Source organism: Demequina sp. NBRC 110053, from assembly GCF_002090095.1.
In the GTDB taxonomy this organism is placed as follows: Bacteria; Actinomycetota; Actinomycetes; order Actinomycetales; family Demequinaceae; genus Demequina.
On the sequence record NZ_BBRJ01000002.1, the window covers coordinates 320,079 to 342,419 of the forward strand.

Genomic DNA, 22,341 nt, shown 5'->3' on the forward strand with positions numbered 1-22,341 from the left:
CCCTAGTCGAGCTCGACGACGGGACAATCCTTCCACAGGCGCTCGAGCTCGTAGTAGGCGCGATCCTCCTGATGCATGACGTGCACGATGACATCGTTGAAGTCCAGCAGAGCCCATCGGCCCTCGCGGACGCCTTCGCGCCGCAGCGCCTTCACGCCCTCAGCGTGGAGCGCCTCCTCCACAGCCTCCGCGATCGCGACCACCTGACGCTCGTTCGAGCCCGACAGGACCAGGAACACGTCGGCGAGCGGCATCCGCTCGCTCACGTCGAGCGCGACCGGCTCGGTGGCCTTCTTGTCGTCCGCGGTCGCCGCTGCGATGCGCGTGAGCTCGATGGATCGTTCAGATGCGCTCATCAACCCTGCCAGACGTTGTAGACGACCACGCCGATCAGCAGCGACACCGCGCCGATGACGAGCAGATGCGCCCAGCGAAAGTGCCTCGCTCCCCCCGCGGAGTCCAGCTCGGGTCGCTCGCGTGGCGGCACCTCGATCTGGCCCGTCGGCACGGGCTCCACCTGGTACGGAGGGAACCTGCGCTGCCCCACTGAGCTGAGATCCGGATGCTCGATGTCGGCGCGCGCAGCCACCTCGGGCAGCTCCTGCGCCTGGTGATCGACGCTGCTGAGCGGCAGCGCGCTCCAATCCGTGCCGGCATCCGCGGTGGCGGTCGACGCGGCGTCCGCCGCCGGCTCGGAGGGCGCCGGCGCGCTGTCGAAGTCCACAGCGTTGGCGTCGAGGGTGCCGAGCGCGACTGCATCGAGCCGCGCCGTCTGCTCGCGATCCGCGGTCCCGAGTATCGCCTCGAACGAGGGCTGCCCCTGGGCCGCCCGCTCCTTGAAGTCCTCCGCGTCGAGCTGGACAGGTCCGCTGAACGGGGCGGGATCGTCGCCGGCAGCAGCCTCGGACGGCGTCGCGGCACTCGGGTCGGATGGCGCTCGATCCCACGGCTGCGACTCCCACACGGACGGCCGCTCCACGGACGCGGCGGACGGTGGTTCATGGGAGGGGGTGGCGTACGCCTCGGGAACACCAGCGGACGGCGGCGACACGTGATCCCACGGCGATGCGGGAGCAGGCTCTTCCGGCGCCGCCGCCTCTGCGCGCTCGCCGGTGACCTCGTCGATTCCGGCGGCCGCCTCCTGGCTCAAGCGCCGGATCTCATCGGTGCCATCGTCGTCGGCCTCGACATCCGTCGAGGCCTCGACACCTGCGGTGCTCGCCTGCTCGGCAGCGCTCTGCTGCTCCATGAGGCGGCGCTGCAACGAGCCGGGCGGGAACAGTGCGGCGAACAGCTCCGGCGACATGCCTGCTGGCATCCCGGACGGCAGCGACGGCTCGCTCGGCTGAGAGTCGGACGATGCCTCTGGTGCGCTCGCCTCCTCCTGAGCAGGCCGGGCCGGGTCCGCGGGCGCCTCCTCGGCCGACACGGTCTCGTGCTCGGCGTCGACGGGCTGGCTCGCACTCTCCTGTGACGGCGCGGGCGCGGGCTCCGCCGGCTTCCTCTCGGCGGGCGACGACTGCCCTGGCGCGACGATCGGCGCCCACGAGGCCAACGCGGGCTCGTCGCGCTCGGCTCGCGCGTCCCCCCGCATCTCATCGTCGGTGTCGTCGTCGATGGCCACACGGCCGCTCGTCGTGTCCTCGACGGAGTCGTCGTCACCGGACTTGTCGTCACCGGGCTTGTCGTCACCGGGCTTGTCGTCACCGGGCCCATCGCTGTCGGGCTCGCTGCCGTCGGCCTCGGTGCCGTCGGCCTCGCCTCCATCCGGCTCCCCGTCGGCCAGGCCGAGATCGGCGTCGGCCACGGAGATCGTGTCCGAGTCCGTCTCCTCGTCCCCCTCAGTGGCGCCGGGGATCAGCGAGGTGCGCTGCGGGGGGTCGGGCTCGCCATCGACTGAGCCGGCGTCGGCAGCATCGGGGCCACGAGCATCGCTCGGCGCAGCGGGGATCTGCTCGCTGGCCGTGAGCGCCTCGCGCTGCGCCTCCTCCGCCTTCTCGCGGGCGATGCGCTCCTGCTCGGCGATCCTCTCCGGGGTCATCGCGGGGATCTGCCCGGTCGCGAGCATCTCCTCCTCGGCGGTCCACGTCTCCATAGGACGCTCCGCACGTTCGAGCCGCCTGCGGTCGCGGCGGCTCAGCACACGCCCATCGGCTCCGTGAGTGGGGATCGAGTCGGAGATGGGCTCCAGGTCGAGCGACGCCGTGTCCTCGGCCTGCCGACTGGCGGCGCGCTCGGCACGCGCGCGCCGCTCGCGGCGCGAGAGCTGCTGGCCCTCGTCAGTCATCCCATCCTCCGGCATACAGATCGTGCGTGGCGATGTAGTCGGCTACGGCGCGCGGGACCAGATAGCGGATAGGCGCTCCGGCCCTCACCCGGCGGCGAACATCGGTTGAGGATACCGCCATGGCAGGAACTTCCACCAACGTGTGTGCGGTATCCAACTGGGGTAACGGATGACCGGCCCGAGTCACTCCCACGAACCTCGCCAGCTCGCCGAGTCGCTCGGCCTCGCGCCACTCCGAGAGCCGTTCCAGCGCATCGGCTCCGGTGATGAAGTACAGCTGTGCTCCCGGGAGCTGGTCGCGCAGGTCGGTCAGGGTGTCCACGGTGTAGGTGATTCCACCGCGCTCGATGTCGACGGGCGTCACGGCAAGGCGGTCGTCCCCCAGGACGGCGAGCCTGCACATCTCGAGGCGGTCCTCGGCCGGTGCCGAGTCGAAGCCCTCCTTGAACGGCTGGCGGTTGGTGGGCGCGAGCAGCACCTGGTCGAGGCCCAAGGCCGCGCACACCTCCGACGCGGCCGCAAGGTGGCCGTGATGGATCGGGTCGAACGTGCCTCCGAGCACGCCGACCCGCGACAGCGGTGCGCTCACGTCAGTGACGGTCGCCGATGCTCCTGAACGCGTAGGTGATGAACAGCAGTGCCATGAGGCCGGTCAGGGCGAGCAGGCCGATGGCCTCGGCGGGGATGGGCAGCTCGTTGACCACGTGCGCGGTCGTCTCAGCGGCTTCGGTGATCACTCGGCGATCCTCTCCTCGGGACTATCGGTCGATTATTCCACGGCGGGTGGGGCGTCAGTCGCGCACGTGGCCGTCGCCGTAGACGATCCACTTGGTCGTCGTCAGCTCGCCCAGCCCCATCGGGCCGCGCGCGTGCAGCTTCTGCGTCGAGATGCCGATCTCGGCTCCCAGCCCGAACTGGGCGCCGTCGGTGAAGCGCGTCGACGCGTTCACGAGGACGGCTGCGGTGTCGAGGGCGGAGACGAACTGCTGGGCCGCGGCTAGCGACTCCGTCACGATCGCCTCGGTGTGGCCGGTGCTGTAGCGCTGGATGTGCTCGATCGCCTCGTCGAGCGAGTCGACCACGCGGACGGCGAGGTCGAGGCTCAGGTACTCGGTCGCCCAGTCCTCATCGGTCGCGGGCTGGGTGGGAACATCGGCGAGGGCCGATGCGCGGGCATCGGTGTGCAGCGTCACGCCGGCAGCCGACAGCGCGGCGAGGACCGCGGGAAGGACCGTCGGGGCGGCGTCCCGATGCACGAGGAGCGTCTCCGCCGCATTGCACACCCCCACGCGCTGGGTCTTGGAGTTCATGACGATCTCGACCGACCGCTCGAGCGGCGCCGAGGCATCGAGGTACACGTGGCAGTTGCCCTCGCCGGTCTCGATCGCCGGCACGGTCGAGTCGCGCACCACCGCCTGGATCAGCTCTCGTCCTCCACGAGGCACCAGCACGTCCACGAGGCCTCTGGCGTTCATGAGGACTCGTGCGCCCTCGCGGCCGTGGGCATCGATCGACTGGACGGCGTCGCGCGGCAGTCCGGCGCGCTCCAGGGCGTCCTGAAGCACCGCGACGATGACCTCGTTGGAGCTCGCCGCCGCGGAGCCGCCGCGCAGCACGGCGGCATTGCCCGACTTGAGGGCGAGGCCAGCGGCGTCGACGGTGACGTTGGGCCGCGCCTCGTAGATCATCCCGACCACGCCCATGGGCGTCGCCTGCTGCACCAGCCTCAGGCCGTTGGGAAGCGTGGAGCCGCGGCGCACCTCGCCCACGGGGTCGGGAAGCGTGGCAAGGAACCGCAAGGCGTCCGCGATGGCGCCCACGCGCTCGTGGGTCAGCTCGAGGCGGTCGAGCAGGCCGGCGGCCATGCCGTTCGCGCGGCCGCGCTCGAGGTCGGCGGCGTTCGCGGCGACGATGCGCTCGGACTGCGCGACGAGCGCGTCGGCCATGGCGTGCAGCGCCGCGTCCTTGGCGGCGCGGGTGGCCGTCGCCAGCGCGCGCGAGGCGAGCTTGGCCCTGCGGCAGGCTTCGAGGACGGCGGCTTCGACGTCGGTGGCGGGCACGGTGTCGGTCATGACAGACGAGTCTACGCGCGCACGCAAGGCCGGCCCCGCGCGAGCTGCGGGGCCGGGCCTTGCGTCAGGTGACTGCGCCGCTGCGCCTTCGCGCGAGCGCGTCGACGGTGGCGGCGAGGATGAGCACGCCACCGGAGACCGCGAGCGTGGCGCCCGCCGAGAAGCCCAGCAGTCCCAGGCCGTTCTCGATGGTCGCGATCACGAGGGCTCCGACCGCGGCGTGCATGAGCCGACCTCGGCCGCCGAAGAGGCTGACGCCGCCGACCACGGCAGCCGCGACGCCCGACAGCACGATCTCGCGACCCGTCGACGCGTCGGCGGAGCCCACCCGCGAGACGAAGAGGAGTCCGGCGACCACGGCGAGGCTCGAGCAGATCACGAACGCCGACCACTTGATGAGCGTCACGTTCACGCCCGAGCGTCGTGCCGCCTCGCGGTTGCCGCCGATCGCGTACATGTATCGGCCGAACCGGGTGCGGTCCAGCACGTAGGTGCCGACCATGCCGATCGCGAGCACGAAGGGCACGACGATCGGGACGCCCTGGATGGCGCGGTTGACGCCGCCGCGATCGATGTTGAGGAACAGCACGAACGCGACTCCGACCGCGGCGATGGCGATGAGCTTCACCATCGGGATCCAGATGGACGGGTTGGGAGCACCTGCCCTGGAGCGCCGCACTCGATCCCACATCGCGACGCCCACGAGGATGGCGAGCACGAGAGCGAGCAGCGCCCAGCCCTCCCATGGAGCGAGGTTCGAGTTCTGGATCGCCTTGATGGGCTCAGGGATCAGCCGGTAGGTGCCGCCGGCGCCGATGATCATGAGGATCACGCCCTGGAGTCCGAGGAACAGCCCCAGCGTCACGACGAAGGACGGAACGCCTATGCGAGCGACGAAGAAGCCGATCACGAACCCGATGGTGAAGCCGATGCCGAGCGACAGCAGGAGCGCCACCGGCCACGACAGGCCGTCCGGCTGCGTGTACTTGACGAACACCGCCATCGCGACGCCGAACGTCACCCCGGCGGACAGGTCGATCTCGCCCAGCAGCAGCACGAACACGAGCGCCATGCCCAGCACCACCAGCGGGGCGGCCTGCGTGATGAGGTTCGCCATGTTCCGGGGCGTGGTGAAGAGGTCGTTCGCGAAGTGGAAGATCACGAACAGCACCAGCAGGCCGCCGATGGCCGGGAGCGCGCCCATCTCTCCCCCGCGCAGCCGCTGGAGGTAGGCCCTGCCGTGCTCGAGCGGGCTGTTCTCGACGCCCTTGCCCAGCAGCGTGGGCGCGTCTGACTCGCGCGCCGCAGTGCGCGCCACGTCGCTCTGGGAGGTCACGTCTGCCGAGTCGCCGCTCATGCCATGGCCTCCATCGACTTGGTGCCGGTGATGTACCCGACCACGTCGTCCGCGTTCGTGTCCTCACGGCGCAGTCGCGCCGTCATCGAGCCGAGGTAGAGCACGGAGATGTCGTCGGCCACCTGGAAGACGTCCTGCAGGTTGTGGCTGATGATGACCACTGCCACGCCGTTGTCCGCGAGGCGCCGCACGAGGTTCAGCACCTGCTCGGTCTGCGCCACGCCGAGCGCCGCCGTCGGCTCGTCGAGGATCACCACGCGGGCCTGCTTCACCACGGCGCGCGCGATCGCGACCGTCTGGCGCTGGCCACCCGACAGCGAGGCGACCTTCTGCCGGAGGGAGCTCACGGTGCGGACGTTGAGGGACTGCAGCGCGGCGGCTGCCTCGACCTCCATGCGCCCCTCGTCGAAGGCGCCGGTCGCCATCTCCTCGCGACCGAGGAACATGTTCTGGACGATGTCGAGGTTGTCGCACAGGGCGAGGTCCTGATAGACGACCTCGATGCCGTGGCGCGAGGCGTCGCGCGGATGGTGGAGATGGACGGGCTCGCCCTCGAAGAGCACCTCACCGCCGTCGTACGGCTGCACGCCTGCAAGCCCCTTGATGAGAGTGGACTTGCCCGCACCGTTGTCGCCGACCAGCGCCGTCACGCGGCCCTCGTGCGCGGTGAAGTCGATGCCCTTGAGGACATTCACGGGTCCGAAGCTCTTGGTGACGCTCTTGAGTTCGATGATCGGCTGGTTCACGGGGGGGTCCTCTCCTTCGAGACCTGGATGAGCATGCGAGGTCAGGGAGGGCGGTGCGCACGTCGCACCGCCCTCCCTGCTGGGGTGTCGGACGGCCTACGCGGCCGGGGTCAGCCCCACCTCGTCACACTTGGCGGCGACCTCGCCGGTGCAGATCTCCTCGTAGGACGCGTTGCCGTCGTCGATCACCTGCTGGACCTCCTCGGGGCCCACGAGGATCGGGTCGACCGCGATGAACGGGGTGCCGTCCTCGAGCTGCATGTCAGCCTCCGGCGACTCGCCGTTGAGCAGCGCGATCGCGAGCTCGGAAGCCGCGTCCGCCTCGACCTGGAAGGGCTTGTAGACCGTCGCGGTCTGCTTGCCGAGCAGGACGTTCTGGAGTCCGGCGACCGAGGCGTCCTGACCCGACACGGGAACGGTCAGGCCGTTCTTGTCCAGGATGGTGATGACGCCCGCGGCGTTGGTGTCGTTGGCGGCCCACACGGCGTCGACCTCGCCGCCGAGCTCGGTGAGCGCCTGCTCGAACACGGTCGCGGAGTGCTCGCCGTCCCACAGGCCAGGGGGCTCGGCAGCCGGGGTGATGCCCGCGCCCTCCATCACCGAGGTGGCACCCTCGTAGAACATCGCGGCGTTGCCATCTGCCGGGTCTCCGCCGATGTAGACGACCACGGCCTCGGCCGGGTCGACGCCGTTGGCCTCGAGTCCGTCGAGCACCGCCTGGCCCTCGAGCTCGCCCACGCGGACGTTGTCGAAGGAGACGTAGTAGTCGGCGCCCGCGATCGGACGGTCATACGCGATGACCGGGATGCCCTCGGCCTGCGCGTTCTCCATGACGGACACCGCCGCGCCCTGGAGGTCGACCAGCAGCATCACGTCGCAGCCGCCCGTCATCTGCTGCTCGGCGATGGTGGCGTACTGCGCCGTGTCGCCCTGCGCGTTCTGGATGTCGACCTCGAAGCCGGCGTCGGTGATGGCGGCCTCGAGGGCCGGACGGTCACCGTTCTCCCAGCGCGGCGAGGACGCCGCATCGGGAAGGATCACGCACGCGCGACCGTCGGCCTGAGCCGCGGGCTCGCCCGACTCGGCACCGGGGTCGCTGGAATTGTCTGTGGGCTCCTCGCTCGAGCAGCCGACGAGCACCATCGCGGCGACGCCAGCCGTCGCGGCCATGCTGAGCCATGCGTTCTTCTTCACATCACACCTCTCTGTGTCACGGAGGAACTCCCCCAGGGGCCACTCAACAGTGAGTGGCCTTTGTCACAGTAGCGACGGTGAGCCCTCACATCCAGCGTTCTCGAGTCCAGTTCGCGAACGATTCGATCACGATTTGGTCAAGGCGCGATCGGCAGCGCGAGCACGTTGTGGGCGGTGAGGAGGCGCCCTACATCACGACCAGGTCGTCGATGTGGATCAGCTCGCGAGCGAAGGCGTCGCCAAGCCGATCTCCCAGAGCCTCGGTGCTGAGACCCTGCATCTGCCGCGCCTCGTCCGCTGAGAACCCCGCGAAGCCACGAGCGACCAGCGCGCCGTCTGGCCCGAGCAGGTCCACGGGCTCCCCCGACTCGAACGATCCGCGAACCTCGGTCACCCCAGCCGCGAGCAGGGACGCGCGCCTTCCGCGCAGCGCGCGCGCAGCGCCGTCGTCAACCACGATCGCGCCCCGGGTCCGAGCGGCATGGGCGAGCCACTGGAGGCGCGTGGTGTCGCGCTTGCCCGTCGGGTGGAACAGGGTGCCGACGGAGTCGCCCGCGACTGCGGACGCGGCGTCCGCGGTCGAGGCGAGCACCACGGAGATCCCGGAAGTGGTCGCGATCGATGCGGCCTCGAGCTTGGTGATCATGCCGCCCGTGCCCAGGTGGCTGCCGCGGCGGGAGACGTCGACGCCCACGAGATCCTCGGGGCCGTGCACCTCGTCGATGCGCCGTGCCCCTGCCGTGCCTGGCGCCGCGGTGTACAGCCCGTCGACGTCAGTCAGCAGCACCAGCGCATCGGCGTGCGCCACCGCGGCCACCAGCGCGGCGAGCCGGTCGTTGTCACCGAATCGGATCTCGTCGGTGGCGACGGCGTCGTTCTCGTTGACGATGGGCAGGATGCCCAGGTCGAGGAGGCGGTTGAAGGCGCGTTGGGCGTTGCCGTAGTGCGAGCGGCGCACCATGTCGTCGGCGGTGAGCAGGACCTGACCGACCGCGATCTCGTGGACGGCGAACGCCGCTGAGTAGGCGGCGACCAGCGCGCCCTGACCCACCGACGCGGCGGCCTGCGCGGTCGCCAGATCCTTGGGGCGCGCGGGCAGGCCCATGGGGCCGATCCCCGCCGCGATGGCTCCGGAGGTCACCAGGATCACCTGGCGGCCCGTATGACGCAGCCCCGCGAGGACGTCCGCGAGGCGCTCGACGGAGGCCAGGCTCAGTCGCCCATCGGCATCGGTCAGCGACGACGAGCCCACCTTCACCACGATGCGACGCGCAGATGCGATCGCCTCTCTCGTGCCGGTCACTGAGCCTCCTGCTCGGTCGTGCTGCTCGTGCGCCTCCAGCGGCGCGTCAGTCGTCCTCGTTGGGGTCGGTCCAGTGACCCGCCTGGCGTTCGGTCCACAGCTCCTCGCGGGCCGCGGACTTCGCATCCATGCGCTCCTTGTGCTCCGCGCGCTTCTCGGCACGCGTCGCGCGGGTGGACCTCTCGTGCTCCTCGACGCGCAGGTCGGAGCCGCGCGAGCCCAGCAGCTCGGCGCCCGTCGCCATCGTGGGCTCCCAGTCGAACACCACGCCGCCCTCGCGCGGGCCGATGACGACCTCGGAGCCCGGCACCGCGCCCGCGCGGAACAGCTGGTCCTCGACGCCGGCCTTCGCCAACCGATCCGCGAGGTAGCCGACGGCCTCGTCGTTCGCGAAGTTGGTCTGGCGCACCCACCGCTCGACCTTGACGCCGCGCACCTGGAAGTAGTCCTCGGCCCCATCGCGCACGTGGGTCACGGTGAATCCCGTGTCGTCGACGGACCTGGGGCGGATCACGACAGGCGCCTTCTCGAGCTCGGGCTCCGCAGCTCGGTGCTCGCCGACCATCGACGCGAGAGCGAAGGACAGCTCGCGCAGGCCCTCGTGGCTCACCGCGCTCACCTCGAAGATGGGCATCCCGGTCTCCGCGAGCTCGTCGCGCACCATCGCCGCGAGCTCGCGTCCGTCAGGCACGTCGACCTTGTTGAGGATGATGACCTGAGGGCGCTCCGCGAGAGGCACGCCGCTGATCGCCGCGTCGCCGGTGTAGGCGCGCAGCTCCCCTGCGATGACCTCGAGGTCGCGCAGTGGATCGCGGTCGGACTCGAGCGTCGCGGTGTCGAGCACGTGCGCGATGACCGAGCATCGCTCGATGTGGCGCAGGAAGTCGTGCCCCAGGCCCTTGCCCTCTGATGCTCCGGCGATGAGGCCGGGCACGTCCGCCATGGTGAAGCGCGAGCCGCCGGCCTCGACCACCCCGAGGTTGGGCACGAGCGTCGTGAAGGGGTAGTCGGCGATCTTGGGGCGCACCTTGCTCATCGCGGCGATGAGCGAGGACTTGCCCGCGCTCGGATAGCCCACGAGCGCGACGTCCGCGATGGACTTGAGCTCGAGGACGACCGTCGCCTCCTCGCCGGGCTCTCCCAGCAGCGCGAATCCAGGAGCCTTGCGCTTGGTCGTCGCGAGCGCCGCATTTCCCAGGCCACCACGCCCGCCTGCCGCGGCCACGAACTGGGCGCCATCGCCCACCAGGTCAGCGAGCACGTCCCCGTCCTTGGACTTGACGATGGTGCCGTTCGGGACTCCCAGGCGCAGATCCGCAGCATTTGCGCCGTGACGGTGATCACCAGCGCCCTGGCTGCCGTTCGCCGCGCGCCGGTGCGGGCTGTGGTGGTAGTCGAGCAGCGTGGTCACCTGCGGGTCGACCACCAGCACCACGGAGCCTCCGCGGCCGCCGTTGCCGCCGTCGGGTCCGCCGAGCGGCTTGAACTTCTCGCGATGCACCGACGCGACACCGTGGCCGCCGTTGCCACCCGTCACGTGCAGCGTGACGCGGTCGACGAACGTGGCCATCATGCCTCCTCGATGGGGACGTCCCCACGATAGACGTCAGGGGCGCCACCGCATCGGCGACGCCCCTGACGAGAGAACTCTGTATGCGGCTGCTAGCCCGCTGCCACCACGTCGACGACGTTGCGGCCACGGCGGCGGCCGAACTGCACCGTGCCGGCCTCGAGGGCGAACAGGGTGTCGTCCTTGCCGCGGCCCACGTTGTTGCCGGGGTGGTGGTGGGTGCCGCGCTGGCGAACGATGATCTCGCCCGCGGTGACGACCTCGCCGCCAAAGCGCTTCACGCCCAGGTACTGGGCGTTCGAGTCACGACCGTTGCGCGAGGAGCTCGCGCCCTTCTTGTGTGCCATGGGTAGTCCTCGCTTACTTGATGCCCGTGACCTTCAGGCGCGTGAGCTCCTGACGGTGGCCGATGCGCTTGCGGTAGCCGGTCTTGTTCTTGTACTTCAGGATGTCGATCTTGGGGCCGCGCTCGTCGCGGACGACCTCCGCGGTCACCGTGATCTTGGCGAGCGCCTTGGCGTCCGACGTGACCTTCTCGCCGTCCACCAGGAGCACGGGGGTCAGCTCGACGGAGTCACCCGCAGCTGCCTTAAGACGGTCGACGACGATGACATCGCCCTCGGAGACCTTCTCCTGGCGGCCACCGGCCTTCACAATCGCGTACACCATGAATCTGAATCCTCTACGTCTGGATGGTTTCCTGCCGCTGCCGCATGGGCGCAGGCAGGACCGTGGCGCTCTCGCGCCGACGTACAAATGTACCTGCTCGCCCCCACCCCGGTCAAACCGGGATGCGGCCTCGTTCTAGCTGTTCTGACTGTCCTCGACGGGCTCCGCTGACGCGTCGCCGTGGGGGCTCGTGTCCGGCGCCGATGCGGGCGCTGGGTCAGTCTCGACTCCCGGCTCCTGCGCTCGCTCGGCGGGAGCCTCGTCCTGGGTCGGCCGCTCGGGAGCGTCCTCCTGCGAGGACGTGTCCTGCGCCCCCTCCTGGGCAGGCTCGGGATCGGGCTGCGCGGCCCCCCGAGCATCCCCAGTGGAGGCCTCGGAACGCTCGGGCAGGCCGATGACGACCTCACGCGGGACGTCGCCGCCACCGGACTCCTCGTCGTGGTGATGAGCCTTCTCCGCGGCCGCTGCGATGGACGCGAGCGTGGCCTTCACCGCTGCGCGCGCCTCCTCGCGGTCGTCGAGCGCGTGCGTCTCGCCCTTGGGCTGGGTGTGCACGTGATCGTCGGCTGGCTTCTTGGCGCTGCCGCCACCCGAGCCGCCGTTGCCGCCGCCTCCGTTGCCACCGCCGTTGGAGCCGCCGCGGCCCCCACGACCGCCGCGACGACGTTCGGGCTGCTTCTCGCTCGCCTCCGCCACCGGCTCGCCGTGAACGAGGAAGCCGCGGCCCTTGCAGTGCTCGCATGTCTCGGAGAACGCCTCGACCAGGCCCTGGCCCACGCGCTTGCGCGTCATCTGGACCAGGCCGAGCGACGTGACCTCAGCCACCTGATGCTTGGTGCGGTCCCGGCCCAGGCACTCGATGAGCCGGCGCAGCACGCGGTCGCGGTTGGCCTCGAGCAGCATGTCGACGAAGTCGATGACGATGATGCCGCCGATGTCCCGCAGGCGCAGCTGCCGCACGATCTCCTCGGCCGCCTCGAGGTTGTTGAGCGTCATCGTCTCCTCGAGCGTGCCACCCTTGCCCACGAACTTGCCGGTGTTGACGTCGATGACCGTCATGGCCTCGGTGCGATCGATCACGAGCGAGCCACCGGACGGCAGCCAGACCTTGCGGTCCATGCCCTTGGTGAGCATCTCGTCCACCCGGTGCTCCGCGAACACATCGCCGTCACCCGTGAACTTGTGCAGGCGAGGCATGAGGTCAGGAGCGACCTGCCCCACGTAGGCGCTCAGGGAGTTCCAGGTGTCGTCGCCCTGGATGGTGAGCGATTCGAAGTCCTCGTTGAAGATGTCGCGCACCACGCGGATGGCCATGTCGGGCTCGCCGCGCAGCAGCGTGGGGGCCTTGGCGGTCTTGGCCTCGGCCTCGATGCCCTCCCACTGGCGCTTGAGGCGGTCGACGTCAGCGCGCAGCTCCTCCTCGGAGGCGCCCTCGGCTGCGGTCCGCACGATCACGCCGGCATCCGCGGGGATGACCTCGCGCAGCAGCTTCTTGAGGCGGGCGCGCTCGGTGTCGGGCAGCTTGCGGCTGATGCCGGTGACGCCCCCACCCGGCACGTAGACCAGGAAGCGCCCGGCGAGCGAGATCTGGCTGGTGACGCGGGCTCCCTTGTGCCCGATGGGGTCCTTGGTGACCTGCACCATGACCGTGTCGCCCGGCTTCAGGGCGAGCTCGATTCGACGCGGCTTGCCCTCGAGCCCGGCCGCGTCCCAGTTCACCTCGCCCGCGTACAGCACGGCATTGCGACCGCGGCCGACGTCGACGAACGCCGCTTCCATGCCGGGCAGCACGTTCTGCACGCGACCCAGGTAGACATTGCCTGCCATCGACTGCTGAGCCTGGTGCGAGACGTAGTGCTCGACCAGGACGTCGTCCTCGAGCACCGCGATCTGGACACGGTGGTCCTTCTCGCGCACCACCATGTCGCGCTTCACCGCCTCGCGGCGCGCGAGGAACTCGGCCTCGGAGATGACCGGGCGTCGGCGCTGACCGTCGCGGCTCTCGCGACGCCGCTGGCGCTTGGCCTGCAGGCGGGTCGAGCCCTGGAGCTGGTCGTCGCCGCCTCCGGATCCGGAACCTCCGCCGGATCCCGAGCCGGACCGCGAGCCGCGGCGGCGTCGCCGGCGGCGCGAGCCGCCTTCGCCGTCGCCCTCGTCGTCCCTTGCCGCGTCGCCGCCTTCACCATCGGGCGCATCGTCGCTCGCAGCGTTCTCGCCCTCGGACGAGCCCTCTCCCTCCGGCCTCTTCTTGCCGCGCCCTCGGCCGCCGCGCCGCCGGCGGCGCTTGGGGCCGTCGCCCGCGTCGGCGTCGTTGTCGCCGTCATCGGTGCCAGACGCCGATGCGTCCGCCGACTCATCATCCTTGCTGGGCTTCGCGTCCCCGTCGCTGGACGTGTCGGTGCCCTTGGCCCGCGCGCCGGCCTTCGCGCCCTTGCTCTTGCTCCCGCCGGGCTTGCGCTGCCCCTTCGGCTTGCCCGCACCCGCCTTGGCGTCGTCGCCCTTGCCCGAGTCCGCCTTCTCGGCCTTCGCCGTCGCGGAGTCGGCCGCGTCACGCTGGGACGTGTCGCCCGAGCCCTTCGCGGGCTTCGACGCCGCGGGCGGGCCGGCGGGGGCCGATGCCCGGCGCGGCTGAGCCGGCTCCGGCGCCTGGAAGATCACGGCGGTGGTCGGTGTCTCTGTGGTGGTCTTGTCCTCGCTCAACGCGGGTACCTCGGATCGACACGGCCCACACGCCGCCTCGATTCTCTCTCGTCGTTCGTGACTCACGATCTGTGGCCACGGAAGTCTTCAGGTCGCGGCGGACAGCGGCGCCTGCTGTCGAGCGCCTATCCCCGATGTCTCCGCCTTCTGGCTGTAGCCCGGCGGGACCAGGACGGGACTGGCTGCTGCGCAGTCGCTGCGTCTGTCGCGCGGTTGGCACCCGGTGTGGCTGGGTGCGACCTGCCCACCATTGTGACACATGAGCCAGAGAACGCAGGGGAGCTCCGAGCTCGGGCGATTCTCCGCGCCCCGCAGCCGCCGGGCACCGGGACCTTGGTCCCGGTGCACCACTACCCCCTCACCAGGTAGATTCTAGGTCAGGAAGTCGCCCCGCTTCCGCGCGCTGAAGGGAACCGGCATGGAAGTCCTCGACCTGGCTCGATGGCAGTTCGGCATCACGACGGTCTATCACTTCATCCTGGTGCCGCTGACGATCGGGCTGTCGACGCTGGTGGCGATCATGCAGACGGCGTGGGTGCGCACGGGCAACGACAAGTACCTGCGGCTCACCAAGTTCTACGGCAAGCTGCTGCTCATCAACTTCGCGCTCGGCATCGCCACGGGCATCGTGCAGGAGTTCCAGTTCGGCATGAACTGGTCGGAGTACTCGCGGTTCGTGGGCGACATCTTCGGAGCCCCGCTCGCGATCGAGGCGCTCGCGGCCTTCTTCCTCGAGTCGGTGTTCCTGGGCCTGTGGATCTTCGGCTGGGACCGGCTGCCGCAGAAGGTGCACCTCGCGACGGTGTGGGCGTTCGCCGCCGGATCGCTGCTGTCGGCGTACTTCATCATCGCCGCCAACTCGTGGATGCAGCACCCTGTGGGAGCGGAGTTCAACCCGGAGACGGGTCGCGCGGAGATGACCGACTTCTGGGCGGTGCTCACCAACAACACGACGCTCGTGGCATTCCCCCACGTCATCGCCACGGCATTCCTCGTGGCCGGCACCTTCGTCGCAGGGATCGCCGTGTACTGGATGGTCCGTCACGCACGGCAGGACAAGGCCCACCCCGATCTGCCGATGTACCGCACCGCGGCGCGGTTCGGCGCCTCCGTCATGCTGCTGGCCGGCATCGCGGTGATCGTCACCGGCGACATCCAGGCCAAGCTCATGTTCCAGCAGCAGCCCATCAAGATGGCGGCGGCCGAAGGGCTGATGGACACCGCCCAGCCGGCACCGTTCTCGCTGCTCACCATCGGCAACCTCGCGGGCAACGACCCCGAGTCGGTGCACCACGTCCTCGAGATCCCCGGGCTCACGTCCTACCTCGCGACCGGCGACTGGAACGGCGAGGTGCTGGGCATCAACGACCTGCAGGAGATCTACTCCGAGCGCTACGGCGCGGTCGACGAGAACGGCGAGGAGATCGAGTACCGGCCCAACCTCCTCGTCACCTACTGGTCCTTCCGGCTCATGATCGGGCTCGCAGCGTTCTCGGCAGCGCTGTGCGTGGCGATCTACTGGTTCACGCGGAGGGGACGCGTCATCGACCAGCCGTGGATGAGGAAGCTCGCGCTCATCTCGTTGCCCATGCCGTTCCTGGCCGCGAGCTTCGGATGGATCTTCACGGAGATGGGGCGCCAGCCGTTCGTCGTGGCGCCCAACCCCACCGGGTCCGATCAGGTCATGCTGATGACCATGCTCGGGGTGTCATCGTCGACGTCGATCGGCGAGGTCGCGCTGTCGCTGTCGGCCTTCACCGTGGTCTACGCGATCCTCGGGGTGTTCTGGTTCCGGCTGATCCAGCGGTATGCAGTCGAGGGGGCGCCCCTGGCGCACTACGAACCGCCGAGCGATGACGACAGCGCCGACAAGCCCATGTCGTTCGCGTACTAGGAGGCCAGACCATGGATCTCGATCTGCCGCTGGTGTGGTTCGTCCTCATCGCCATCCTCTGGACCGGCTACCTGGTGCTCGAGGGATTCGACTTCGGCGTGGGCATGCTGCTCGAGAAGGTCGGCAAGGGCGACCGCGGCCGGCGCGTGGCGCTCAACTCGATCGGACCCGTGTGGGACGGCAACGAGGTGTGGCTGCTCACGGCCGGCGGCGCGACGTTCGCGGCCTTCCCGCATTGGTACGCGACGCTGTTCTCGGGGTTCTACGTCCCGCTGCTGCTGATCCTGCTGTCGCTCATCGTGAGGGCGGTCGCCATCGAGTACCGCGGCAAGATCAACGACGACGCGTGGCGCCGCCGGTGGGACTGGGTGATCATGGGCTCCGCCTGGGCGCCGTCCATCCTGTGGGGCGTGGCCTTCGCGAACATCGTGCGCGGGGTGCCCATCGACGAGACCATGACGTACACGGGCGGCGTGCTCAACCTGCTGAACCCCTACGCCCTGCTCGGCGGTGCCACCACGCTCGTGCTGTTCCTGTCGCACGGCGCGATCTTCCTGTCGCTGAAGACGCACGGCGCGGTGCGCGAGCGCTCCGAGGCCGTGGCCCGCACCATGGCGCCCATCGCGCTCGTGGTGACGGCCATCTTCGCGATCTGGACCCAGGTGGCGTACTCCGTCACCTGGACCTGGGCCGTGGTCGCCGTCGCGGCGGCCGGACTCGTCGTCGCGCTCGTCGCCGGGCGGGCCGGACGCTTCGGGTGGGCGTTCGTGGGCAACGCCGTCGCCATCGCCTTCGCCGTGGTGCTGATCTTCGGCTCGCTGTACCCCGACGTCATGCCGTCGAGCACCGATCCGGCGTACTCGCTCACCGTCGAGAATGCCTCCTCGACGGACTACACGCTGACGGTCATGACCTGGGTCGCGGTGATCTTCACCCCCATCGTCCTGCTCTACCAGGGCTGGACCTACTGGGTGTTCCGCCGCCGCCTGTCCGAGGACAACATCCCCGAGCACAGCTCGCTCACGTTCCTGCCCAAGAAGGACAAGAAGACCAAGGTCGAGAAGTAGCGCGTGCGGCCCGTCGATCCACGGCTGCTCGCGCGCATCGGCCCCGCGCGCCGGTACGTGATCGTCACGGCCGCGCTCGGTCTCGCCACCGCGATCATCATCGGCCTGCAGGCGTTCGCGATCTCGCGAGCGCTTGCGCCTGTGCTCGCCCCCGCGCCGCTCACCGAGGACGGGCTCGGCTGGCTGGGGCTCGCCATGCCCGTGGCCGCTCGCGACCTCTCCGTCGCGCTGGCGTGGATCGGCGTGCTGGTGGCGCTCCGCGTGGCGATCACCTGGGTTCAGGAGCGACTCGCGCATCGGGCCGGTGTCGACGTCATCGCCGCGCTGCGAGCGCGGGTGGTCGCACACGCCGCACGACTAGGGCCGCGGTGGGTCGCCTCCGGTGACGGGGCGTCGATCACCACCACCGCGACTCGCGGCCTCGACGGCCTGCTGCCTTACTTCGTGCGCTATCTGCCGCAGCTGCTGCTCGCATGCACCGTCACCCCCCTCATGCTGCTGGTGGTGCTCGACCTGGACTGGATCTCCGCAGCGATCATCGGTCTCACCATTCCCCTGGTGCCGATCTTCATGGTCCTCATCGGACTGCTGACCCAGGCGCGATCCGCGAGGCACATCGAGGCCATGGAACGTCTCGCCGCTCGCACGCTCGACCTGATCTCCGGACTGCCGACCCTGCGAGCGCTCGGCCGCCACCTGGGTCCAGCGGCACGCGTCCGCGAGCTGGGCGACCGTCAGCGGCGAGCCACCATGGGCTCCCTGCGCATCGCGTTCCTGTCCGGCATGGTGCTCGAGCTGCTCACCACCCTGGCGGTGGCTCTGGTGGCCGTGACCCTCGGGTTCCGCCTGGTGTACGGCGAGGTCAGCATCGAGACCGCGCTGGCGGTGCTGGTGCTCGCCCCGGAGGTGTACCTTCCGCTGCGCAACGTCGGCACCCACTTTCACGCCTCCGCCGACGGTCTCGCAGCAGCCGATGCGGCGTTCGCCGTCCTCGACACCGACCCCTCGCGCGTGGGGGGCTCCGGCCCGGCGCCCGATCTCACCGGCGCGGCGATCGTGGCGACCGGCCTCACCGTCGCCACGCCCGACGCCGCGCGCCATGCCCCCCACCGGCTGTCGTTCGAGGCTCGGCCGGGCGAGGTGACGGCGCTGGTGGGCCCGAACGGCGATGGGAAGTCCACAGCGCTCCTCGCGCTCATGGGCCTGCTCGCCGGGGATGCCGGAGCCGTCGCCGCGCGCCTGAGCAATGGCGCGACGGTGCCGCTCGCTGAGGTGGACGCCGACGCTTGGGCGCGCCAATGCGCGTGGGTGCCGCAGCGGCCCGACCTCGGCGTCGAGGGCCGCACGATGAGCCTCGGTCAGCGCGAGCGGGCGGCGCTCGCTCGGGCGTTCGAGTCCGACCGCCCCGTGCTCGTGCTCGACGAGCCGACCGCGCACCTCGACAGCGCCGCGCGTGGCGACGTGGTCGTGCGCATCCGCGCCGCAGCCGCCGTCGGGCGGACCGTGATCGTCGCCAGCCACGAGCCCGCGCTGATCGGGGCCGCCGATCGCGTGGTCGAGGTGCTGTCGTCGAGGGCGGCGAGCGGATGACGGCGGGCGGCGTCTCGCCAGCGCGGGCACTGCGCCGGGCGCTGACGGACGCACAGGTGTCGCGAGCTCGGACGACGGGTGCGGTGCTGTGGGGCACCGCCGCGATCGGCTCCGCGGTGGGGCTCGCGGCGACCGCTGCATGGATGATCGCCAAGGCCGCCGGGATGCCCTCCCCCGCCGATCTCGCGATCGCGGCCGTCGTGGTGCGCTTCTTCGGCGTGGGCCGCGGCCTGTTCAGGTACCTCGAGCGCCTCGCCTCGCACGACGTCGCCCTGCGAGGGGTCGTCGCGCTGCGCGTGCGGGTCTACGAGCGACTCGCGAGCGCGCCTCCGTCCCGAGTCCTCCCGCTCAGCCGGGGTCAGGTGATGGCGCGCCTGGGAGCCGACATCGACGCCGTGGGCGACGCCGTCGTCCGCGGACTCATCCCGACCGCCGTCGCGGTGTCGGTCTCGGGCGTCGCCGTCACGATCGCCGCGATCACCGTTCCGGTCGCCGGCGCGGCACTCGCCGCATGGCTGCTGCTCGCTGGCCTCGGCACCGCGGCGCTCACGCGCCGATCGGCCAGGGTCGCCGCCTCCAAGGGCGTGACCGCCGATGCACTGGTCACCGAGCGCTCGCTCGCCGCCATCGAGGCGGCACCCGAGCACCTCGTGTGGGGAACCCAGGCAGACGCCATGGACGCGCTCGCCAACGCCGAGACGGACAGTCGGGCGGCACACGAGGCAGCGGCGCGGCCCGCCGCGCTCGCCGCGGCCGTGCAGGTGCTGGCCGCGGGTGGCGCGCTCATCACCTCGATCGCGATCGCGGTGTCGCAGGCGTTCGCTGGCACCATCGGCCCCACGACCGCGGCCGTGGTCGCGCTGCTTCCCCTCGCCGCCTTCGAGGCGGTGAACGCGATCCCCGCGGCAGTGCAGCAGCTCGAACGTTCAGCCGCGGCTGCGCGCCGCATCGAGGAGCTCGCGCCCTACGACGACGCGGGCCAGGTCCCTCCTCCCGCCGAGCAGAGGGGGAACCGGGGCCCAGCCAGCGCATCGGCCGTGCGCAGCGCCGTGACCATCGAGGCGCGCGAGCTGTCCGCTGCGTGGCCGCAGATGGCGCCCACTCGCCCGGTGTCGTTCGTCGTCGCTCCGGGCGAGGTGGTCGCGATCGTCGGGCCGAGCGGGATAGGCAAGACCACGCTCGTCGCCACGTTGGCGGGCGCGCTCGCGCCGCACGGTGGCGAGGCGCTCATCGACGGCGAGCGGGCGAGCGTCGCGCATCTCGGTGCGGCGATCGCGGTCACGGCCGAGGACGCCCATCTGTTCGGCACCACCGTGTTCGAGAACCTCAGAGCGGCGCGCGGCGACATCACAGAGGCTCAGGCGCGGGACGCGCTGGCGACCGTCGGCCTCGCCGCGTGGGTCGAGACGCTGCCCGATGGTCTCGACACGCTCGTCGGCTCAGGCGGCGGCACGGTGTCCGGCGGCGAGAGGCGACGCCTGCTGCTCGCCCGCGCGCTGCTGACGCGCCAGCCGGCGCACGTGATCGACGAGCCCGGCGAGCACCTCGACGCGGCGGGGCGTGAGGCGTTGCGCGCCGTCCTCGCACGCATGCGCGAGGAGGGCCGTACCGTGGTGATCGTGACGCACGACCTCGATCTTCTCGACGCCGCCGACCGTACGGTGAGCATCGGATCGGTGGGCTCCGATGCGTGACGCCGGTTCGAGGGAACGCGCGCTCGCGGATGCCATCATCGCGCTCAACTCCGCGCTCGAGCTGCCCGCTGTGCTCGATGCCTTCCTGGATGCCGCCACCGGCCTCACCGGGGCCCCCTACGCGGCGATCAACGTCCTGGACGCGCAGGGCCGGTCGCAGGAGTTCCACTCTCGTGGCATGCCCGACGCGGTGGCCGCGATCATCGGCAGGCCGCCGGAGCCCATCGGGGTGCTCGGCCAGATCCCGCGCGAGGGTACCCTCGCCGTGCACGACGTCACGACGCACCCGGCCAGGACTGGCCTGCCTCCAGGACACCCACCCCTGACGACCTTCCTCGGGACGTCGCTGCGCGTGGGCGGCCGAGTATTCGGCCAGCTGTACCTTGCCAACAAGGCTGACGACTTCACCGAGGACGACCGCCACGATGTGCGTGCGCTGGCCGCAGCCGCATCGGTGGCCATCGACCACGCGCAGCTCTACGAGCTCGCTCTCGCGCGCGAGCGATGGCTCGCGGGCGCGCAGCGCATCACCACGCGGCTGCTGTCGGACGATGACGCGGATGCTGGCCTGCAGGAGGTCATCGACACCGCGCTCGAGCTGTCAGCGGCGAGCGCCGCCGCGCTGGTGCTGCCTGGAGTGGGAGACGCCTGGGTCTTGGAGGTCACGGCGGGCGAGGCGGCGCACCGGCTGCTCGGTCTCGAGCTCCCCGAGAACGGCACCGCGATGTCCGTGATTCGCGATGGAGAGGGCATGGTCGCGCCCGAGCCTCCGGGACCGAGCGTCCTCGATGAGATCGCCGACTACGGCCCGAGCCTGTACGCACCTCTCGTCGCGCAAGGCGACACCGTCGGCCTGCTCATGCTGTGGCGACAGCGCGGCGGAGCCGAGTTCGGGCCGTCCGACCTGGCTGTGGCGCAGCGCTTCGCAAGCCAGGCAGCCGTCGCGCTGTCGATGTCGGAGCTGAACCACGTCAAGTCCGTCTCCTCGCTCCTCGAGGAACGCGCCCGCCTCGCCGACGACCTTCACGACTTCGTCTCCCAGGAGCTGTTCGCGACCGCGATGCAGATCGAGGCGATCGCCGAGGACGTGTCGGCGGCGCACGCCGCGCGCCTGCGCTCGACGCTCGAGCACATCAAGCGAGCCCAGCACGAGGTCCGCGGCGTGATGGGCGCGCTGGCGGGCCAGCGCAGCCTCGAGCCCATCGACGAGCGCCTGCGGAGGGAGCTGCTGATCGCGCGCGACATGCTGGGCTTTCGGCCCTCGGTGACCGCGCAGTGGCCCACCCTGCACGACGCCGTCGAGAACGACCCGACGCTCGCCGATGACCTCGTGGCGGTCACGCGCGAACTGGTGTCGAACGTCGCTCGGCACGCGCACGCCGGCGTCGTGTCGATCGACCTGACTGCTGGCGACGGCCGCGCCCAGGTGAGGGTTCAGGACGACGGCGTGGGACCCGCTGGCGCGATGCGGCGTCACTCCGGCACGTCGAACCTCGCGAACCGCGCGCTCCGGCGCAACGGCACGTTCAGCCTTGACGAAGCGACCCCGGGCGCAGAGCGCCCGGGGTGCATCGCAGTCTGGAACGTCGAGGCGCTCGTCTAGCTCTGGCGGCGCCTCCACACGAGCACTCCGGCGACGACGGCCGCCGCCACCGCGACGATGGCGACGATCAGCCACGTCGACATGCCCGAGGCCTCGTCACCGTCGGCGGCGTCGTCGCTCGCGTCCGGCTCCGCCGAGGGTGACTCCTCCGGCGCAGCGGACTCCGGCGCGGGCGCCGGCTCCGTGGCCTCGACCGTGAACTCCACCGTGGTCGACACCTCCTGAGGCGTCGTGGTGGTCACGGTCACGGTCCAGTCGCCGGTGTCCAGGAAAGGCTCCTCGGAGATCCAACGCCCTCGGCCCTCAGCGGATGAGATCAGGCGCACTGGGCCGCGCTCGATCCCGTCGGCCGAGACCGCCGTGACCACGGGATCCATGATGGCCTCGACCCGGTGACCGTCCTCGACGTAGTGAGCGACGACCTGCACGCCTCCGGCGCCGTCATTCTGCACTTCCAACTCATAGGGGCCGCCATGCGCCGCGGCCGCGGGGGCGTGAAGCACGCCCACCGCGACCGCGGCGATCAGCGACACCATCATCATCACGATTCGCATGCTCCTCGAGCGTCCCACCGGGATCCGAGGTGCGACCGTCA

19 protein-coding genes are annotated in these 22,341 nt (G+C 70.7%); 5 read left to right on the forward strand and 14 right to left on the reverse strand.

What is annotated here, in order from left to right:
• Nucleotides 1-2: 2 nt before the first annotated feature.
• From rsfS to B7K22_RS01645, 13 genes are all read right to left on the reverse strand, one after another.
• Nucleotides 3-356 carry a ribosome silencing factor gene (rsfS, locus tag B7K22_RS01590; protein ID WP_084038039.1) on the reverse strand — a complete coding sequence of 118 codons (354 nt, stop codon included), beginning with the start codon at nucleotides 354-356 and terminating at the stop codon, nucleotides 3-5.
• Nucleotides 356-2,287 (reverse strand): hypothetical protein, encoded by a 1,932-nt coding sequence (locus tag B7K22_RS01595; RefSeq protein ID WP_084038040.1) that lies wholly within the window; start codon nucleotides 2,285-2,287, stop codon nucleotides 356-358. The genes rsfS and B7K22_RS01595 overlap by 1 nt, the downstream gene beginning before the upstream one ends.
• Nucleotides 2,280-2,876: a nicotinate-nucleotide adenylyltransferase gene (gene nadD, locus B7K22_RS01600; RefSeq protein WP_084038041.1), complete on the reverse strand. Its 597-nt coding sequence runs from the start codon at nucleotides 2,874-2,876 to the stop codon at nucleotides 2,280-2,282. The genes B7K22_RS01595 and nadD overlap by 8 nt, the downstream gene beginning before the upstream one ends.
• A gap of 1 nt (nucleotide 2,877) precedes the next feature.
• Entirely contained in the window at nucleotides 2,878-3,024 is a 147-nt protein-coding gene (locus B7K22_RS12180; protein WP_200807345.1) for a hypothetical protein, read from the reverse strand.
• A gap of 54 nt (nucleotides 3,025-3,078) precedes the next feature.
• A complete protein-coding gene (locus tag B7K22_RS01605; RefSeq protein WP_084038042.1) occupies nucleotides 3,079-4,359 on the reverse strand; it encodes a glutamate-5-semialdehyde dehydrogenase in 1,281 nt (426 codons plus the stop codon).
• 64 nt (nucleotides 4,360-4,423) lie between these two features.
• Nucleotides 4,424-5,716, reverse strand: a complete 1,293-nt coding sequence (locus tag B7K22_RS01610) for a sugar ABC transporter permease (RefSeq protein ID WP_084038043.1) — start codon at nucleotides 5,714-5,716, stop codon at nucleotides 4,424-4,426.
• On the reverse strand, nucleotides 5,713-6,462 hold the full coding sequence (locus B7K22_RS01615; RefSeq protein ID WP_084038044.1) for an ATP-binding cassette domain-containing protein: 750 nt from the start codon (nucleotides 6,460-6,462) through the stop codon (nucleotides 5,713-5,715). The genes B7K22_RS01610 and B7K22_RS01615 overlap by 4 nt, the downstream gene beginning before the upstream one ends.
• Before the next feature lie 96 nt (nucleotides 6,463-6,558).
• Nucleotides 6,559-7,656, reverse strand: coding sequence for a sugar ABC transporter substrate-binding protein (locus tag B7K22_RS01620; protein ID WP_084038045.1), 1,098 nt, complete (start codon nucleotides 7,654-7,656; stop codon nucleotides 6,559-6,561).
• A 187-nt stretch (nucleotides 7,657-7,843) separates the two neighbouring features.
• Nucleotides 7,844-8,959, reverse strand: coding sequence for a glutamate 5-kinase (gene proB, locus B7K22_RS01625; RefSeq protein WP_234983260.1), 1,116 nt, complete (start codon nucleotides 8,957-8,959; stop codon nucleotides 7,844-7,846).
• Between the two features lie 46 nt (nucleotides 8,960-9,005).
• Entirely contained in the window at nucleotides 9,006-10,529 is a 1,524-nt protein-coding gene (gene obgE / locus B7K22_RS01630; RefSeq protein ID WP_084039641.1) for a GTPase ObgE, read from the reverse strand.
• A gap of 92 nt (nucleotides 10,530-10,621) precedes the next feature.
• Nucleotides 10,622-10,876: a 50S ribosomal protein L27 gene (gene rpmA, locus B7K22_RS01635; RefSeq protein ID WP_084038047.1), complete on the reverse strand. Its 255-nt coding sequence runs from the start codon at nucleotides 10,874-10,876 to the stop codon at nucleotides 10,622-10,624.
• A 13-nt stretch (nucleotides 10,877-10,889) separates the two neighbouring features.
• Nucleotides 10,890-11,198, reverse strand: coding sequence for a 50S ribosomal protein L21 (gene rplU / locus B7K22_RS01640; protein WP_084038048.1), 309 nt, complete (start codon nucleotides 11,196-11,198; stop codon nucleotides 10,890-10,892).
• Between the two features lie 135 nt (nucleotides 11,199-11,333).
• On the reverse strand, nucleotides 11,334-13,898 hold the full coding sequence (locus B7K22_RS01645; protein ID WP_234983261.1) for an Rne/Rng family ribonuclease: 2,565 nt from the start codon (nucleotides 13,896-13,898) through the stop codon (nucleotides 11,334-11,336).
• Nucleotides 13,899-14,316: 418 nt separating this feature from the next.
• Here B7K22_RS01645 and B7K22_RS01650 point away from each other — a divergent pair, with 418 nt between their 5' ends.
• From B7K22_RS01650 to B7K22_RS01670, 5 genes are read left to right on the forward strand one after another with little or no spacing between them, the layout of a single operon-like run.
• A complete protein-coding gene (locus B7K22_RS01650; RefSeq protein ID WP_084038050.1) occupies nucleotides 14,317-15,792 on the forward strand; it encodes a cytochrome ubiquinol oxidase subunit I in 1,476 nt (491 codons plus the stop codon).
• Nucleotides 15,793-15,803: 11 nt separating this feature from the next.
• Nucleotides 15,804-16,859, forward strand: a complete 1,056-nt coding sequence (gene cydB / locus B7K22_RS01655) for a cytochrome d ubiquinol oxidase subunit II (RefSeq protein ID WP_084038051.1) — start codon at nucleotides 15,804-15,806, stop codon at nucleotides 16,857-16,859.
• Between the two features lie 3 nt (nucleotides 16,860-16,862).
• Nucleotides 16,863-18,449 carry an ABC transporter ATP-binding protein/permease gene (locus B7K22_RS01660; protein WP_084038052.1) on the forward strand — a complete coding sequence of 529 codons (1,587 nt, stop codon included), beginning with the start codon at nucleotides 16,863-16,865 and terminating at the stop codon, nucleotides 18,447-18,449.
• Nucleotides 18,446-20,143: a thiol reductant ABC exporter subunit CydC gene (cydC, locus tag B7K22_RS01665; protein WP_084038053.1), complete on the forward strand. Its 1,698-nt coding sequence runs from the start codon at nucleotides 18,446-18,448 to the stop codon at nucleotides 20,141-20,143. The genes B7K22_RS01660 and cydC overlap by 4 nt, the downstream gene beginning before the upstream one ends.
• Entirely contained in the window at nucleotides 20,136-21,746 is a 1,611-nt protein-coding gene (locus tag B7K22_RS01670) for a GAF domain-containing protein (protein WP_084038054.1), read from the forward strand. Before cydC ends, B7K22_RS01670 begins: the two co-directional genes overlap by 8 nt.
• On the opposite strand, the gene B7K22_RS01675 is transcribed toward B7K22_RS01670, so the two are convergent.
• Entirely contained in the window at nucleotides 21,743-22,300 is a 558-nt protein-coding gene (locus tag B7K22_RS01675; protein ID WP_084038055.1) for a hypothetical protein, read from the reverse strand. The two genes, B7K22_RS01670 and B7K22_RS01675, sit on opposite strands and share 4 nt — an antisense overlap.
• Nucleotides 22,301-22,341 lie beyond the last annotated feature (41 nt).

What these genes read in the sequence shown, in the direction of transcription:
- obgE (WP_084039641.1), bottom strand. Translation starts at nt 10,529, where the DNA reads ATGGCCACGTTCGTCGACCGCGTCACGCTGCACGTGACGGGTGGCAAC.
- B7K22_RS01605 (WP_084038042.1), bottom strand. Translation starts at nt 4,359, where the DNA reads ATGACCGACACCGTGCCCGCCACCGACGTCGAAGCCGCCGTCCTCGAA.
- cydB (WP_084038051.1), top strand. Translation starts at nt 15,804, where the DNA reads ATGGATCTCGATCTGCCGCTGGTGTGGTTCGTCCTCATCGCCATCCTC.
- B7K22_RS01650 (WP_084038050.1), top strand. Translation starts at nt 14,317, where the DNA reads ATGGAAGTCCTCGACCTGGCTCGATGGCAGTTCGGCATCACGACGGTC.
- rsfS (WP_084038039.1), bottom strand. Translation starts at nt 356, where the DNA reads ATGAGCGCATCTGAACGATCCATCGAGCTCACGCGCATCGCAGCGGCG.
- cydC (WP_084038053.1), top strand. Translation starts at nt 18,446, where the DNA reads ATGACGGCGGGCGGCGTCTCGCCAGCGCGGGCACTGCGCCGGGCGCTG.
- B7K22_RS01610 (WP_084038043.1), bottom strand. Translation starts at nt 5,716, where the DNA reads ATGAGCGGCGACTCGGCAGACGTGACCTCCCAGAGCGACGTGGCGCGC.
- rpmA (WP_084038047.1), bottom strand. Translation starts at nt 10,876, where the DNA reads ATGGCACACAAGAAGGGCGCGAGCTCCTCGCGCAACGGTCGTGACTCG.
- B7K22_RS01675 (WP_084038055.1), bottom strand. Translation starts at nt 22,300, where the DNA reads ATGCGAATCGTGATGATGATGGTGTCGCTGATCGCCGCGGTCGCGGTG.
- B7K22_RS01595 (WP_084038040.1), bottom strand. Translation starts at nt 2,287, where the DNA reads ATGACTGACGAGGGCCAGCAGCTCTCGCGCCGCGAGCGGCGCGCGCGT.
- B7K22_RS01670 (WP_084038054.1), top strand. Translation starts at nt 20,136, where the DNA reads ATGCGTGACGCCGGTTCGAGGGAACGCGCGCTCGCGGATGCCATCATC.
- rplU (WP_084038048.1), bottom strand. Translation starts at nt 11,198, where the DNA reads ATGGTGTACGCGATTGTGAAGGCCGGTGGCCGCCAGGAGAAGGTCTCC.